General features: G+C 61.8%; 16 protein-coding genes. 11 read left to right on the top strand and 5 right to left on the bottom strand.

Going from position 1 to position 13,128, the window contains the following annotated elements; all coding sequences use genetic code 11:
• Nucleotides 1-57 precede the first annotated feature (57 nt).
• Both dapA and smpB read left to right on the top strand, forming a co-directional pair.
• A complete protein-coding gene (dapA, locus tag JET14_RS10825) occupies nt 58-939 on the top strand; it encodes a 4-hydroxy-tetrahydrodipicolinate synthase (RefSeq protein WP_200333464.1) in 882 nt (293 codons plus the stop codon).
• 177 nt (nt 940-1,116) lie between these two features.
• Nucleotides 1,117-1,596 (top strand): SsrA-binding protein SmpB, encoded by a 480-nt coding sequence (gene smpB, locus JET14_RS10820; protein ID WP_200333462.1) that lies wholly within the window; start codon nt 1,117-1,119, stop codon nt 1,594-1,596.
• 93 nt (nt 1,597-1,689) lie between these two features.
• Here smpB and JET14_RS10815 read toward each other — a convergent pair whose 3' ends face one another.
• Nucleotides 1,690-2,268, bottom strand: coding sequence for an NYN domain-containing protein (locus JET14_RS10815; protein ID WP_200333461.1), 579 nt, complete (start codon nt 2,266-2,268; stop codon nt 1,690-1,692).
• Nucleotides 2,269-2,550: 282 nt separating this feature from the next.
• Between JET14_RS10815 and rpoZ the strand changes: the two genes are divergently transcribed.
• From rpoZ to recO, 9 genes are all read left to right on the top strand, one after another.
• Nucleotides 2,551-2,955: a DNA-directed RNA polymerase subunit omega gene (gene rpoZ, locus JET14_RS10810; protein ID WP_024707065.1), complete on the top strand. Its 405-nt coding sequence runs from the start codon at nt 2,551-2,553 to the stop codon at nt 2,953-2,955.
• 106 nt (nt 2,956-3,061) lie between these two features.
• Nucleotides 3,062-5,266, top strand: coding sequence for a RelA/SpoT family protein (locus tag JET14_RS10805; protein ID WP_200333460.1), 2,205 nt, complete (start codon nt 3,062-3,064; stop codon nt 5,264-5,266).
• Between the two features lie 105 nt (nt 5,267-5,371).
• Complete coding sequence (locus JET14_RS10800) at nt 5,372-5,533, top strand: hypothetical protein (RefSeq protein ID WP_200333459.1); 162 nt, start codon at nt 5,372-5,374, stop codon at nt 5,531-5,533.
• Between the two features lie 171 nt (nt 5,534-5,704).
• Nucleotides 5,705-6,289, top strand: coding sequence for a DUF2062 domain-containing protein (locus tag JET14_RS10795; protein WP_200333458.1), 585 nt, complete (start codon nt 5,705-5,707; stop codon nt 6,287-6,289).
• A 21-nt stretch (nt 6,290-6,310) separates the two neighbouring features.
• Nucleotides 6,311-6,703 carry a holo-ACP synthase gene (acpS, locus tag JET14_RS10790; RefSeq protein ID WP_036236298.1) on the top strand — a complete coding sequence of 131 codons (393 nt, stop codon included), beginning with the start codon at nt 6,311-6,313 and terminating at the stop codon, nt 6,701-6,703.
• Between the two features lie 94 nt (nt 6,704-6,797).
• The gene (gene lepB / locus JET14_RS10785; protein WP_200333457.1) at nt 6,798-7,544 is read left to right on the top strand and encodes a signal peptidase I; all 747 of its coding nucleotides are present in this window, start codon (nt 6,798-6,800) and stop codon (nt 7,542-7,544) included.
• The gene (gene rnc, locus JET14_RS10780; RefSeq protein WP_200333456.1) at nt 7,545-8,252 is read left to right on the top strand and encodes a ribonuclease III; all 708 of its coding nucleotides are present in this window, start codon (nt 7,545-7,547) and stop codon (nt 8,250-8,252) included.
• Nucleotides 8,253-8,355: 103 nt separating this feature from the next.
• Nucleotides 8,356-9,279, top strand: coding sequence for a GTPase Era (era, locus tag JET14_RS10775; RefSeq protein WP_200333455.1), 924 nt, complete (start codon nt 8,356-8,358; stop codon nt 9,277-9,279).
• A gap of 19 nt (nt 9,280-9,298) precedes the next feature.
• On the top strand, nt 9,299-10,042 hold the full coding sequence (gene recO / locus JET14_RS10770) for a DNA repair protein RecO (RefSeq protein ID WP_200333454.1): 744 nt from the start codon (nt 9,299-9,301) through the stop codon (nt 10,040-10,042).
• A gap of 3 nt (nt 10,043-10,045) precedes the next feature.
• Here recO and JET14_RS10765 read toward each other — a convergent pair whose 3' ends face one another.
• From JET14_RS10765 to JET14_RS10750, 4 genes are all read right to left on the bottom strand, one after another.
• Nucleotides 10,046-10,894: an MOSC domain-containing protein gene (locus JET14_RS10765; protein WP_200333452.1), complete on the bottom strand. Its 849-nt coding sequence runs from the start codon at nt 10,892-10,894 to the stop codon at nt 10,046-10,048.
• Between the two features lie 65 nt (nt 10,895-10,959).
• Nucleotides 10,960-11,868, bottom strand: a complete 909-nt coding sequence (locus JET14_RS10760; protein WP_200333451.1) for a mechanosensitive ion channel family protein — start codon at nt 11,866-11,868, stop codon at nt 10,960-10,962.
• A 72-nt stretch (nt 11,869-11,940) separates the two neighbouring features.
• Complete coding sequence (locus JET14_RS10755) at nt 11,941-12,501, bottom strand: tyrosine phosphatase family protein (RefSeq protein WP_200333450.1); 561 nt, start codon at nt 12,499-12,501, stop codon at nt 11,941-11,943.
• Complete coding sequence (locus JET14_RS10750; RefSeq protein WP_200333449.1) at nt 12,498-13,127, bottom strand: YfbR-like 5'-deoxynucleotidase; 630 nt, start codon at nt 13,125-13,127, stop codon at nt 12,498-12,500. The genes JET14_RS10755 and JET14_RS10750 overlap by 4 nt, the downstream gene beginning before the upstream one ends.
• Nucleotide 13,128: the final 1 nt, after the last annotated feature.

Here is a 13,128-nt window from a genome sequence, read left to right as displayed (position 1 = left end):
CGATCGATTTTGAAACAGGAATGCGGCTTTAAAATGAATGCCGCCAGGAGAAGCCGCATGTTCAAGGGGTCCATTCCCGCCCTTGTCACCCCGTTTGCCGAGAACGGAGCGTTGGACGAGGCGGGCTTTGTCGATCACGTCAACTGGATGATCGACGAAGGCAGCCACGGGCTCGTGCCGGTCGGGACCACCGGCGAATCGCCGACGCTCAGCCACGACGAGCATCGGCGCGTCGTCGATCTGTGCGTCGAGGCTGCTGCGGGCCGCGTGCCCGTCATTGCCGGCGCGGGATCCAACAATACGCGCGAGGCGATCGAGCTCGCGCAGCATGCGGAGAAGGCCGGCGCGGACGCCGTTCTGGTGGTGACGCCCTATTACAACAAGCCGACCCAGAAGGGCCTTTATGCCCATTTTGCCGCTGTTGCCGAGGCCATCACGCTGCCGATCATCATTTACAACATCCCGCCGCGCTCGGTTATCGACATGCTGCCGGAAACGATGGGCCAGCTTGCCAGGGACTGTCCGAATATCGTCGGCGTGAAGGACGCCACCGGCAAGATCGAGCGCGTTTCCGAACAGCGCATCTCCTGCGGCCCGGATTTCATCCAGATATCCGGCGAGGACGCCACCGCGCTCGGCTTTGTCGCCCACGGCGGCGTCGGCTGCATCTCGGTGACGGCCAATGTGGCGCCGAAGCTTTGCTGCGCGTTCCAGACGGCCTTGATGAAGGGGGATTTCAAGACCGCGCTTTCCTATCAGGACCGGCTGATGCCGCTGCACAAGGCGCTGTTTCTTGAACCCGGCGTCAGCGGCACTAAATATGCGCTCAAGAGAATCGGACGGATGAGCGACGCCGTGCGTCTGCCGCTTCTCGGCGTGGAGGAACGCACGGCCGGCGCCATCGATGCCGCCCTGCGCCACGCCGGGTTGATCGACTAGCGTATCGCTCCGGAAGTCGGATTGAATTCAATAAGTTAGAACGTCGGTCGTAAAAGCGGAACCCGTTTTTTTTCGACCGGCGCGACAAGGGAAAGAAACGAGATCATCGGGCGCTTCATAATGAGCGCCCAATGGTCCAGCCGCAGGCAAGCGCCGCTCAGGCATACGGAAAAGACCATGGCTCCGAAGGGCAGCAAGGGCGACGCTTTCAAGACGGTCGCCGAAAACCGCAAGGCGCGGTTCAATTACGAAATCCTCGACACGCTCGAGGCAGGCCTGGTTCTGACCGGAACCGAGGTCAAGTCGTTGCGCGAAGGCAAGGCCAATATCGCCGAATCCTATGCCTCCGACGAGGATGGCGAGATGTGGCTGATCAACTCCTATCTGCCTGAATATCTGCAGGGCAATCGCTTCAACCACCAACCCCGCCGCCGCCGGAAACTGCTTCTCGGCCGACGGGAGATCAACCGGTTGCGCTCGGCGGTCAACCGCGAGGGCATGACGCTTATTCCGTTGAAGCTCTATTTCAATGAACGGGGACTGGCGAAGCTGCAGTTAGCGCTGGGCAAGGGCAAGAAGGCGCACGACAAGCGCGAGACGGTCAAGAAGCGCGACTGGAATCGCGAAAAGAGCAGGCTTCTGAAGCAGCTTGGCTGATAATTTCTTCGCCTTAAGGTTGTTTTAAGGCGGTCTCTGTTAACGCTGTCAGTCGGAGCGCGGCAGAGCCGCGCGGTTGCGCGGGTCTGGTCGTCAGTCGTCGAAATCCGATGAGACGACTTCCGCCTGCCGCTGCGGACGCTCTGAAGGTTCACGTCCGACTTCGCTGCGCAGCGAGACCAGATCGATGAAATGGTCCGCCTGGCGGCGCAGGTCATCGGCGATCATCGGCGGCTGGGTCGACATGGTGGAAACGACGGAAACCTTGCGCCCCTTGCGTTGCAGCGCCTCGACAAGGGTGGTGAAGTCGCCGTCGCCGGAGAAGATGACGAGATGGTCCACCGTGGCGGACTGTTCCATCGCGTCGATCGCCAGCTCTATGTCCATGTTGCCCTTGATCTTCCGGCGTCCCATGGAATCGGTGAACTCCTTGGCCGGCTTGGTCACCACCTTGTAGCCATTGTAGTCGAGCCAGTCGATCAACGGCCTGATCGAGGAGTATTCCTGATCCTCGATCAGCGCGGTATAATAGTAGGCACGCAGGAGATAAGCCTTGTTGTTGAACGTTTTCAGCAGCTTCCGATAATCGATGTCGAATCCCAGGCTTTTCGAAGCGGCATAGAGGTTCGCTCCATCAATAAAAAGCGCAATCTTTTCGCGCGGATCAAACATGCAAAATACCCTTCACTAAAACCAGTTTTGCGTGGGCCGGGCCCGAATTGCGATAAATAAAGAACCTTCAAAATAAAGGCAGCAGCTCGAAAATGCCAGTCGCACTTTTACGTGATGTAATCACGTATGCGGAAACATTCAACCCATAGTTATATCCCGTGAACGGACAAAAGCTCCGTTTGTTCCGAAACCCCCTGGCGGGATTGAAAATGCGCTCTTGAATTCCGATATGTGAGTCTCTATGAGAGGCATTTCCACAGAAATCACCTAAAAGGACAGTCAATGGCACGTGTCACAGTTGAAGACTGTATCGACAAAGTTGACAACCGGTTCGACCTGGTTCTGCTCGCCGGACATCGTGCGCGTCTCATCTCCCAGGGCGCTCCGATCACTGTCGACCGCGATAACGACAAGAACCCCGTTGTCGCGCTGCGTGAAATCGCTGACGAGACACTTTCGCCCGACGACCTCAAGGAAGACCTGATTCACTCCCTGCAGCGTCACGTCGAGGTGGACGAGCCGGAAGCCGAACAGACGCAGAGCGCCGCTTCCGAGGACGATGTCGGCGCAGAGACCGCAGACCGCCCCGACCAGCCCGAAGCCATCCCCTTCGACCAGATGTCGGAGGAAGAGCTGCGCGCCGGGATCGAGGGTCTGGTTCCGCCGGAAAAGGGCGACGACTACTGATTGCCCGTGATGCGGGGTCCATGCGCCCCGCACCGCATTTCCCTTTCCTGTCAGAACGGGCCGCGCCTGACCCGTATTTCGCCCGACCGGGCCTGGTCTTTCAGCCATGATGCGGCAATACGAACTTGTTGAGCGGGTACAGAAATACAAGCCTGACGCCGACATAGCACTGCTCAACAAAGCCTATGTCTACGCCATGCAGAAGCATGGCCGACAGAGGCGCGCGAGCGGCGACCCCTACATCTCGCATCCGCTGGAAGTCGCGGCGATCCTGACCGAGCTGCATATGGACGAGTCCACGATCGCGGTCGCGCTTTTGCATGACACGATCGAGGACACGTCGGCGACGAGGGCCGAGATCGACGCGTTTTTCGGCGACGAGATCGGCGCGCTGGTCGAGGGGCTGACCAAGATCAAGCGGCTCGACCTCGTCTCCCGCAAGGCCCAGCAGGCGGAGAACCTGCGCAAGCTGCTCCTGTCCGTTGCCGATGACGTGCGCGTGTTGCTGGTCAAGCTTGCCGACCGGCTGCACAATATGCGCACGCTCTATTACATGCGCCCGGACAAGCGCCGGCGTATTTCCGAGGAAACGATGGAAATCTATGCGCCGCTCGCCGGCCGCATGGGCATGCAGGACATGCGCGAGGAACTGGAGGACCTTTCCTTCCAGTATATCAATCCGGATGCCTACCAGACCATCAAGGGCAAGCTGCAGGACCTCTCCGGCCAGAACGAGGCCCTGGTCAAGAGCATCGAGGACGAACTGAAGGCGCTTCTGCAGAAGAACGGACTGGAGGACGTCAAGGTCAAGGGCCGGCAGAAGAAGCCTTTTTCGATATTCAACAAGATGCAGTCGAAATCGCTCTCCTTCGAGCAGATGTCGGACCTCTACGGATTCCGCATCATTGTCGACGAGGTGGAGACCTGCTACCGGGCGCTCGGCCTCGTGCACACCACCTGGCGGATGGTGCCGGAGCGGTTCAAGGACTATATCTCCAACCCCAAGCAGAACGGCTACCAGTCCCTGCATACGACCATCGTCGGGCCGATGCGCCAGCGCATCGAACTGCAGATCCGCACCAAGCACATGCACGAGATCGCCGAATACGGTATTGCCGCGCATTCGCTCTACAAGGACGGCAAGACCGTCAAGGGGCAGGTCGGGGACGAGGAGACCAGCGTCTTCTCATGGTTCCGCAAGACGATCGAGGCGTTGGCGGAGGGCGACAGTCCGGAGGAATTCCTCGAGCATACCAAGCTGGAACTCTTCCAGGATCAGGTGTTCTGCTTCACGCCGAAGGGCAAGCTGATCGCCCTGCCGAAGGACGCGACGCCGATCGACTTTGCCTATGCGGTGCACACCAATGTGGGCGACACCTGCGTGGGCGCCAAGGTGAACGGACGGATGATGCCGCTCGTCACCAGGCTCAACAATGGCGACGAGGTCGAGATCATCCGCTCGGGTGTTCAGGTTCCCCCGCCCGCCTGGGAAGGCATCGTGGTCACCGGCAAGGCGCGCGCGGCCATTCGCCGCGCCACGCGGGCGGCAATCCGCAAACAGTACAGCGGCCTCGGCTACCGCATCCTGGAGCGCACCTTCGCCCGCTCCGGAAAGACCTTTTCGCGCGAGGTGCTGTCGACCGTGCTGCATCGTCTCGGGCAGAGCGATGTCGAGGACGTGATCGCCGCGGTTGGCCGCAACGAAATGTCGTCGAGCGATGTGCTGCGCGCTGTCTTTCCCGATCACAAGGATGAGCGCGTCACCATCAAGCCGAGCATCGAGGAGGGTTGGGTCAACCTGCCGAAGGGCGAGGGCATGGCCTTCAAGCTTCCCGAACCTGCAGACGGCGGCGAGGCCGGGGCAGGCTTTCCACTGCGCGGTCTGGATGCCGGGGCAACCGTGCGCTTCGCGCCGTCGGGCGCCGTGCCGGGGGACCGGATCGTCGGCATTGCGGGCGATGACGGCAGCATCACCGTCTACCCGATCCAGTCCCCGGACCTGCAGCATTTCGACGATGAGCCCGATCGCTGGATCGACATCCGCTGGGACATCGATTCCACCAATGACAAGCGCTTCCGCGCCCGCGTCGGCATCAGCGTCCTGAACGAGCCGGGCACGCTCGCCCGTATCACGGAGACGATCGCGACGCTCGGCGTCAATATCCGCGCGATCCAGATGAAGGTCGTCGCCGAGGATTTCGCCGAGGTGACGATGGATATGGAAGTCTGGGACCTGCGCCAGTTGACGCAGACATTGAACCAGCTCAAGGCGCTCGATTGCGTTGCAACGGTAAACCGTCTTTTCGAATAGCGCGGCAACCGCGAAAATATGGAACTTTCCACGATTTCGCCGCGTCTTTCTGTTAACGCTTGTTGTGTCTCTCGGACATAGCGAACGAGGAAAGGAAGGTATGAGATGCTGGATCGTCTGACGCGCTTCTTCAAGCGCTTTACCAGTCCCAAGGTCACCGACAAGGAGGTCGACGGCGTGAAGCATGTGATCGACAATATCGACCACAGCTTCGACCCCAACCGGCCGACGCCGCAACACCGTTCCGGCGAACAGAAGGAAAATTGACCGGCCGGTCCCCGACAGGCGACATCTGGCGTGTGAAGCCGGCGGACAGATATGCGCTTGATTGCGCCTTGTCTCGGCCCCGCCGTCGCCGTGCCCGGCGATCGGTGTTGCAGCGGGCGAAGAAACCGTCTACGCCCTTGCAATCCCCCCGCCAGATGTCAAAAGTAGGCGATGCTTTTTAAGAGACGTTCCCAGGCAAACTATTGGCAACGGTTTCGCGCCGCGATCTGGCCCAGGAAGGGCTTCTGGCGCGTGCCGGTCTATCTTTATCACCGCACAGTGCGGCTGAGGGCGACGCCGCATGCGATTGCCATGGGCATTGCGGCCGGCGTCGCCGTCTCATGGACGCCTTTCATCGGCGGTCATTTTCTCTCGGCCTTTCTGCTGGCCTTCCTCTTCGGCGGCAATTACGCAGCGGCGGCCCTCGGCACGGCTTTTGGCAATCCGCTCACCTTTCCCTTCATCTGGCTCTCCACCTGGCGGTTCGGCAGCGCGCTGCTCGGGCGTGATGTCGGCGGACGCGATCATATCGACCTTGTCGACATGGTCCATCGCTTCGAGCTCTCCGATCTCTGGCGCCCCCTGCTGGAGCCGATGGTCGTCGGCGCGGTGCTGCCGGCGCTCTTGAGCGGCGCCTTGTTCTACGGGCTGACCTATTTTGCCGTGCAGTCCTTCCAGCAGCGACGCCAGGCCATGCTCGAGGCGCGCGGCAACAAGCCGCAGGAAAACCGGGCCGCCGAGGGCAGCAAGAGCTGATCCGATGCGGAGAACAAGACGATGATCCTCGGAATGGGCAGTGATCTCATCGATATCAGGCGGATCGAGAAATCGATCGAGCGCCACGGCGATCGCTTCACCGCGCGCTGTTTCACGCAGATCGAGCAGCAACGGTCTGACGCGCGCCGCAATCGCGCCGCATCCTACGCCAAGCGCTTCGCCGCCAAGGAGGCCTGCGCCAAGGCGCTCGGCACGGGTATCGCCCGCGGCGTGTTCTGGCGGGAGATGGGCGTGGTCAATCTTGACGGCGGAAAGCCGACCATGGAACTGACCGGCCGGGCCGCCGAGCACCTTGCCGGGTTGACGCCGGATGGGATGACGGCGCGCATCCACCTGACGATCACCGATGACTACCCGCTCGCCCAGGCCTTCGTCATCATCGAAGCTGTGTAGAGGCGGCAATTTCGTTTAAAAACATTGCCCGTGCCGCATGGAGGGGCTAAAGCTCAGGCAAACGGACTACCTGGGTGTAAGAAGGAAACAAAGCGTGGCCGAAGAAGAAGAAAAAAAGGAGAGCTCGCTCTGGAGCAATGTCAAAGTCATTGTTCAGGCGCTGCTTCTCGCTCTTGTCATCAAGACATTTTTGTTTCAGCCCTTCACCATTCCTTCCGGTTCGATGATGCCGACGCTGCTGGTGGGCGACTATCTGTTCGTCAACAAGTTCTCCTACGGCTATTCGCGCTATTCTCTGCCGTTCTCGCCCAACCTTTTCGAGGGCCGCATTTTCGGCTCCGATCCCGATCGCGGCGACGTTGTGGTGTTTCGCTATCCGCCGAATCCGAGTGTCGACTACATCAAGCGCGTGATCGGTCTTCCAGGCGACCGGGTGCAGGTGCAGAACGGCATTCTCTACCTGAACGGCGAGCCGGTTCCGCGTACCGCTGACGGCACCTTCACCTCCGACTATCGCCGGGATCCGGGCCGCGACATTCCGGTCTTCCGCGAGACCCTTCCCGATGGCGTGAGCTATGACACGCTTGACGAGATCCGCAATTCGCCCGGCGACAACACCCGCGAATTCATCGTGCCCGAGGGGCACTACTTCATGATGGGCGACAACCGCGACAATTCGCTCGACAGCCGTTTCGATGTCGGCTTCGTGCCGGCGGAGAACCTGATCGGCCGCGCCAGCCTGATTTTCTTCTCGCTCGGCAACGACACGTCCTTCGCTGAAATCTGGAAGTGGCCGTTCAACATGCGCTGGGATCGCCTGTTTAAGGTCATCGGTGGCTGAATGGCGGCACGGGACGCAAGAGAGGAAGACGTCGATGCGCTGGCGAGTCTGATCGGCTTCGCGTTTGCCGATCGCGAGCGCATCGCGCGGGCGCTGACCCATTCGAGCGCGCGCAACGGCAAGGACGGCAATTACGAGCGGCTGGAGTTTCTCGGCGACCGCGTGCTGGGGCTGGTGATTGCGGAGAACCTGTTCAAGCTTTTTCCGACGGCGAGCGAGGGCGAGCTTTCCGTGCGCCTCAACCAGTTGGTGAGTGCGGAGGCCTGCGCCCGGGTCGCCGACGATCTCGGCCTGCACCGCTTCATCAAGACCGGCCAGGACGTGAAGAAGCTGACGGGCAAACGCGTTCTCTCCATCCGCGCCGACGTGGTCGAGAGCGTGATCGCGGCGATCTACCTGGAAGGCGGACTGGAGCCGGCGCGCCGCTTCATCGAGACGCACTGGAAGCCGCTCTTTGCCGATGGCGTCAAACTGCGACGCGACGCCAAGACGGAACTGCAGGAATGGGCGCATGCCAAACACGGCGAAACACCGGCCTATCACGTCGAGGACAGGTCGGGGCCGGATCATGAACCGCGGTTTACTGTCAAGGTCACTGTAAAGGGCGTCGCGCCGGAGGTCGGCGTTGACCGCTCCAAGCGCGCGGCCGAGCAGGTTGCCGCTACAAAGCTCCTGGAGCGCGAAGGCGTCTGGACAGCCGGGAGCTGATGCTTCTCGCATTCATGAGTGCGTTTAGTTTGGCGTAGTAATTTACTGAATTCAAAATGTTTTATCGTCTTTCGCTTTCTGGCGTGAGCCGCAGGAGAAACAAATGACAGACGAAGAAACTGGTGCAGAGATAGCCGCGACCCGCTCCGGCTTCGTCGCGCTGATAGGCCCGACCAATGCCGGCAAATCGACATTGGTCAACCGGCTCGTCGGCGCCAAGGTCTCGATCGTCAGCCATAAGGTGCAGACCACGCGCGCCACGCTGCGCGGCATCGCCATTCATGACAATGCCCAGATCGTGTTCATGGATACGCCCGGCATCTTCAAGCCGCGCCGCAGGCTGGACCGCGCCATGGTGCTGGCGGCCTGGAGCGGCGCGCGCGATGCCGATCTCATCATGATGCTGATCGATGCCGAGCGCGGGCTTAAGGGCGACGCGGAAGCCATTCTCGAAGGTCTGAAAGAGGTCCGCCAGCCGAAGATCCTGGTGCTCAACAAGATCGACCGCGTGCGTCATGAAGACCTGCTGAAGCTTGCGGCGGCCGCCAACGAGGCGATCGGCTTCGAGCAGACCTTCATGATCTCGGCCACCAATGGCTCGGGCTGTGACGACCTGATGGACTATCTGGCGAAGGCCCTGCCGGAGGGCCCGTGGTACTATCCCGAGGATCAGATCTCCGATCTGCCGATGCGCCAGCTTGCCGCCGAAATCACCCGCGAAAAACTGTTCCTTAGGCTTCACCAGGAACTGCCTTACTCTGCCCATGTCGAAACCGAGAAGTGGGAGGAGCGCAAGGACGGTTCGGTGCGCATCGAGCAGGTGGTCTATCTGGAACGCCACAGCCAGAAGAAGATCGCGCTTGGCAAGGGCGGCGAGGCGATCAAGTCGATTTCCATGGCCGCCCGCAAGGAGCTGTCCGAGATCCTCGAACAGAAGGTCCACCTGTTCCTGTTCGTCAAGGTGCGCGAGAACTGGGGCGACGATCCTGAGCGCTACCGCGAGATGGGGCTCGACTATTCGCAGTGAAAGCCGGGCGGTGTAAGCAATGGAGTGGCAGGACGAAGGCATTGTTCTGGGCGTGCGCCGCCACGGCGAGACCAGCGCCATTGCCGAGGTGATGACGCTTGCCCATGGCCGGCATCTGGGGCTGGTGCGCGGCGGACGCTCGCGCGCCATGCGGCCGGTTCTGCAACCCGGTAACCGGGTCTCGCTCATCTGGCGGGCCAGGCTTTCCGAGCATCTCGGCGAGTTCCGGGTGGAGCCGCTCAGCCAGCGTGCTGGGCTCCTGATGCAGTCGGCAACCGCGCTGCACGGCATGCGGGCCATGGCGGCGCTGCTGCGCCTGCTTCCGGAACGCGATCCGCACCGGCACCTGTGCGAGGCCGTCGAGGTGATCATCGCCCATCTCGATGACCCGGCATCGGCGGGCGAGCTTTTCGTTCGCTTCGAACTGGCGCTTCTGAACGAACTCGGTTTCGGGCTTGATCTGGCGCGCTGCGCCGCCAACGGTTCCGTGGTCGATCTTGTCTATGTGTCGCCGAAATCGGGCAGGGCGGTGTCGCGGGATGCCGGCGCGCCCTATGCCGACCGGATGCTGGCGCTTCCGGATTTTCTGAGGACCGATCTCAACGCGGCCGCCGATCCGAATGGTCTTTCCGCTGGCTTTCGCTTGACCGGTTTCTTTCTCGATCGTCACGTCTACGAGCCGCGCGGGATCAAGCCGGACGGCGCCCGCGACAGTTTCATTGCGGCAACGCTGAAGGCGCTGGAGAGACAGGAAACGACCTGAACTTCAGCCCCGCCGCCTCAGCGGCCAGCGCTCGTCCCGCGTTCCGGAGACTTTCACCGCGTCGCCGACCCGCAGCAGACCTTCGCCGCGCGGCACGGCGTTCCAGCCGAACAGCGGACCGGGCACCCGCCTGTCCGCCGACATGCGGATGCGCCCCATCGCCGGTAGCGGATTGGCGCCGTCGCGCGATCCGGTCGCCTGGTCCTGCGTGGTCATGATACAGCGGGCGCAGGGTTTGACGAAGTCGAACCGGATTCCGGCAATCTCGATACCGGTCCAGCCGTCCTCCGCCCAGGGTTCCGCGCAGTCGAGCACGATATTCGGCCGGAACCGCTCCATGCCGACCGTTTCGGCCCCGTGGGCCCTAAGATCGGCATTGAGCGCGGCGAGCGAACCCGTTGTGGTCACCAGAAGCTGGAAGCCGTCGGCGAAGGACACCGGCGTGTCCGTTTCAACCCAGTCGCGACTTGCGACGCGGCGGGCAGAATCGTCAAAGAAGGCAAGGCGAACCGGGCGATCGAGCCATTCCGAGAGCGTCTCATCGACGTCTTTCGAGGCGGTTGCGGCATTGACCGTGTCTCTCCACACTGTGACATCAAGCCTGTCGGCATGGCGCGGAGCAGCAAAAATCGGTTTTGAACCGTCCATCGCGAGCACCAGCCCGTCGTCCTGACGGACAGCGGAAAGCCGGGCCAGCGCCGGCATGTCGCGCTGGGTAATGAACCGACCGGCCGCGTCCGTGATCACCGCGGTCCTGTCGCCGACAAGTCCCGAAGGGCCGCACTGGCTTTCCTCAAGCGCGATCCCGCGCGCGCTTTTCAGCGGGTAGATGTTGAGGGCGGCAATCTTCATGACAGGCTCCGGCGTAAAGGATCAAAAAAGAAGCCGGCGCGAGGCCGGCAACTTTGTTCCTGATCCTAGCTCTTCTCCGCCGGTTTGTCTCCGGCCTCGTCCCCTTTTTCGAGGAGCTGTTCGTCGCCGTCCAGAGTCGACAGCGTGACCTGCGGGAAGGGAATGGAAATGCCGGCCTCGTCGAAGGCGAGCTTGGCATCGCGGGTCATGATATGCGTCGTCTTCCACCACACGGGGCCCGGTGCCCAGTAGCGCATCGCGACGACAACGGCGCTGTCGCCGAGCTCCTTGACGAAGGCGTAGGGCTCGGGATCGGCGAGAACGTTCTCATTGTTCCGGGCGAGATCGAGCAGGATCTCGATCGCCTTCTTCAGGTCATCGTCATAGCCGATACCGATGGCAAGCTCGTGCATGCGCTGGGTGACGCGCGAATAATTGGTGATCGAGACGTTCCAGAGCGTCGAGTTCGGGGCCAGGCGGAAGAGGCCGTCAAACGTCTTCAGTTCGGTGGCGAAAAGACCGACTTCCTGCACCGTGCCGTCGATCGAGCCGGTGCTGATATATTCGCCGACGCGGAAGGGGCGCAACACGAGAAGCATGATGCCCGCCGCGATATTCTGCAGCGTTCCCTGCAGGGCGAGACCGATGGCCAGGCCGGCGGCGCCGAGAGCGGCAAGGATGGAGGCCGTCTGCACGCCGAACTGGCCGAGCACCATGATGATGACGATGGTCAGTATGCCGTAGCGCGCTATGTTGCCGAAGAAACCGGCAAGCGTGCGGTCGACATTCTCGAATTTGAGGAATGCGTTCTTGATCGATCGCTGCACCAGCGCGGCCACGATCCATCCGACGATCAGCAGGATGACGGCGCCCAGAACCGAAAATGTGTAGGTGATGACCAGCGCCCACATGGCGTTGGCGAAATCGCCAGACGCCTTGAACATGTCGCCGACCTGTTGCTCTATACCATCCATTGAAAATGCCTTGTCTTGGGAAGTTCGAGTTGAGTTATTGCCTAGCTAGGGCGTTTTCAGCGTAAGTCCATGCTACGAAAACTCGCGCATCGCTGCAACTTCGCCACCGTCATCGAAAAGCCGCTGCGGTTCCAGCACGAAGGGCAGGTTCAGCTGGCAGTCGCGCCCGCGCCCGATCGCGCTGACCGCTTCGGCAAGGCGCCCCTTCCGATCGAGCGCCTCGTCGCCAAGGGCAATGAGACGCGCATTCGGCGTGGCAAAGGGCGATGCCGCCCTCAGCGCCTTTGCCAGCGCAAGATCATCGAGCAGAGGCGCGCGCGCCAGCGCCGCGATCAGCGCTGCGGCCGGAGAGCGGGATACGCCCATCCAGCAGTGGACAAGCAGGGGACCATCGGAGACCCGTGCAAAGCGGATGATCTCTTCGACGTGAGAAGCCTCCGGCGCAACCAGCTTGCCGCTGCCGGCAAAGGCGATATCGTTCATCCGCAACGTCAGGTGCCGGGCCGGATCGATCACCCCAGGCCGAGAAAAGTCATGGCCGTTCGCCATCAGCGACAGCATGGACCGGCACTTGTGACGGGCAGCCATCTCGCCGATGCGCGCCAGCGGGCTGACGACGATGGCTGAACTCATCCGACGCTCCCCTTCGCCGTCGCCTCCCGGCTGGCGCGCTCGGCCTCGATCTCGGAGAACCGGGCCAAGAACCGCGTCTGGGCGTCGGTTGTCGCCATCGGCTCGATCGCGAGCATCTCGATCGACACCCCGTTGGGCTCGCCGAAAAAGCGCTTTGCCTCGGCACGCGAAAAGCCGGCAAGGGTGATCGCCTCGAAATAGGCGGCGATGCGGTCGGCAGCCTTGATTCGCGCCTTCAGCGTGCGCGAGGGATGCGGCGGCAGGCCGAAGCGCAGGTGAACGGCCGATTCCAGCCGCTTCTCGACACTCTTGTATCCGCCGCCGACGACTGCCTTGAACGGAGAGATCATGTCGCCGATCACATATTCGGGCGCATCGTGCAGAAGCGCCATCTGGCAGTCTTCGGGGCTTGCCTTGTGGCAATGGACGAAGATCGTCTCGACAACAAGGCTGTGCTGGGCAACGGAATAGGCGTGGGCGCCGACCGTCTGGCCGTTCCAGCGGGCAACGCGGGCCAGCCCGTGGGCGATGTCGGAGATCTCGACATCAAGCGGGGAGGGATCGAGCAGGTCCAGCCGGCGGCCGGAAAGCATGCGCTGCCAGGCTCGGGCATCAGTCTTGGCCATG

This window comes from Martelella lutilitoris (assembly GCF_016598595.1).
Taxonomy (GTDB): domain Bacteria; phylum Pseudomonadota; class Alphaproteobacteria; order Rhizobiales; family Rhizobiaceae; genus Martelella; species Martelella lutilitoris_A.
The sequence above is the reverse complement of the archived record's forward strand: the minus strand, read 5'-3'. Positions and strand labels throughout refer to the sequence as shown.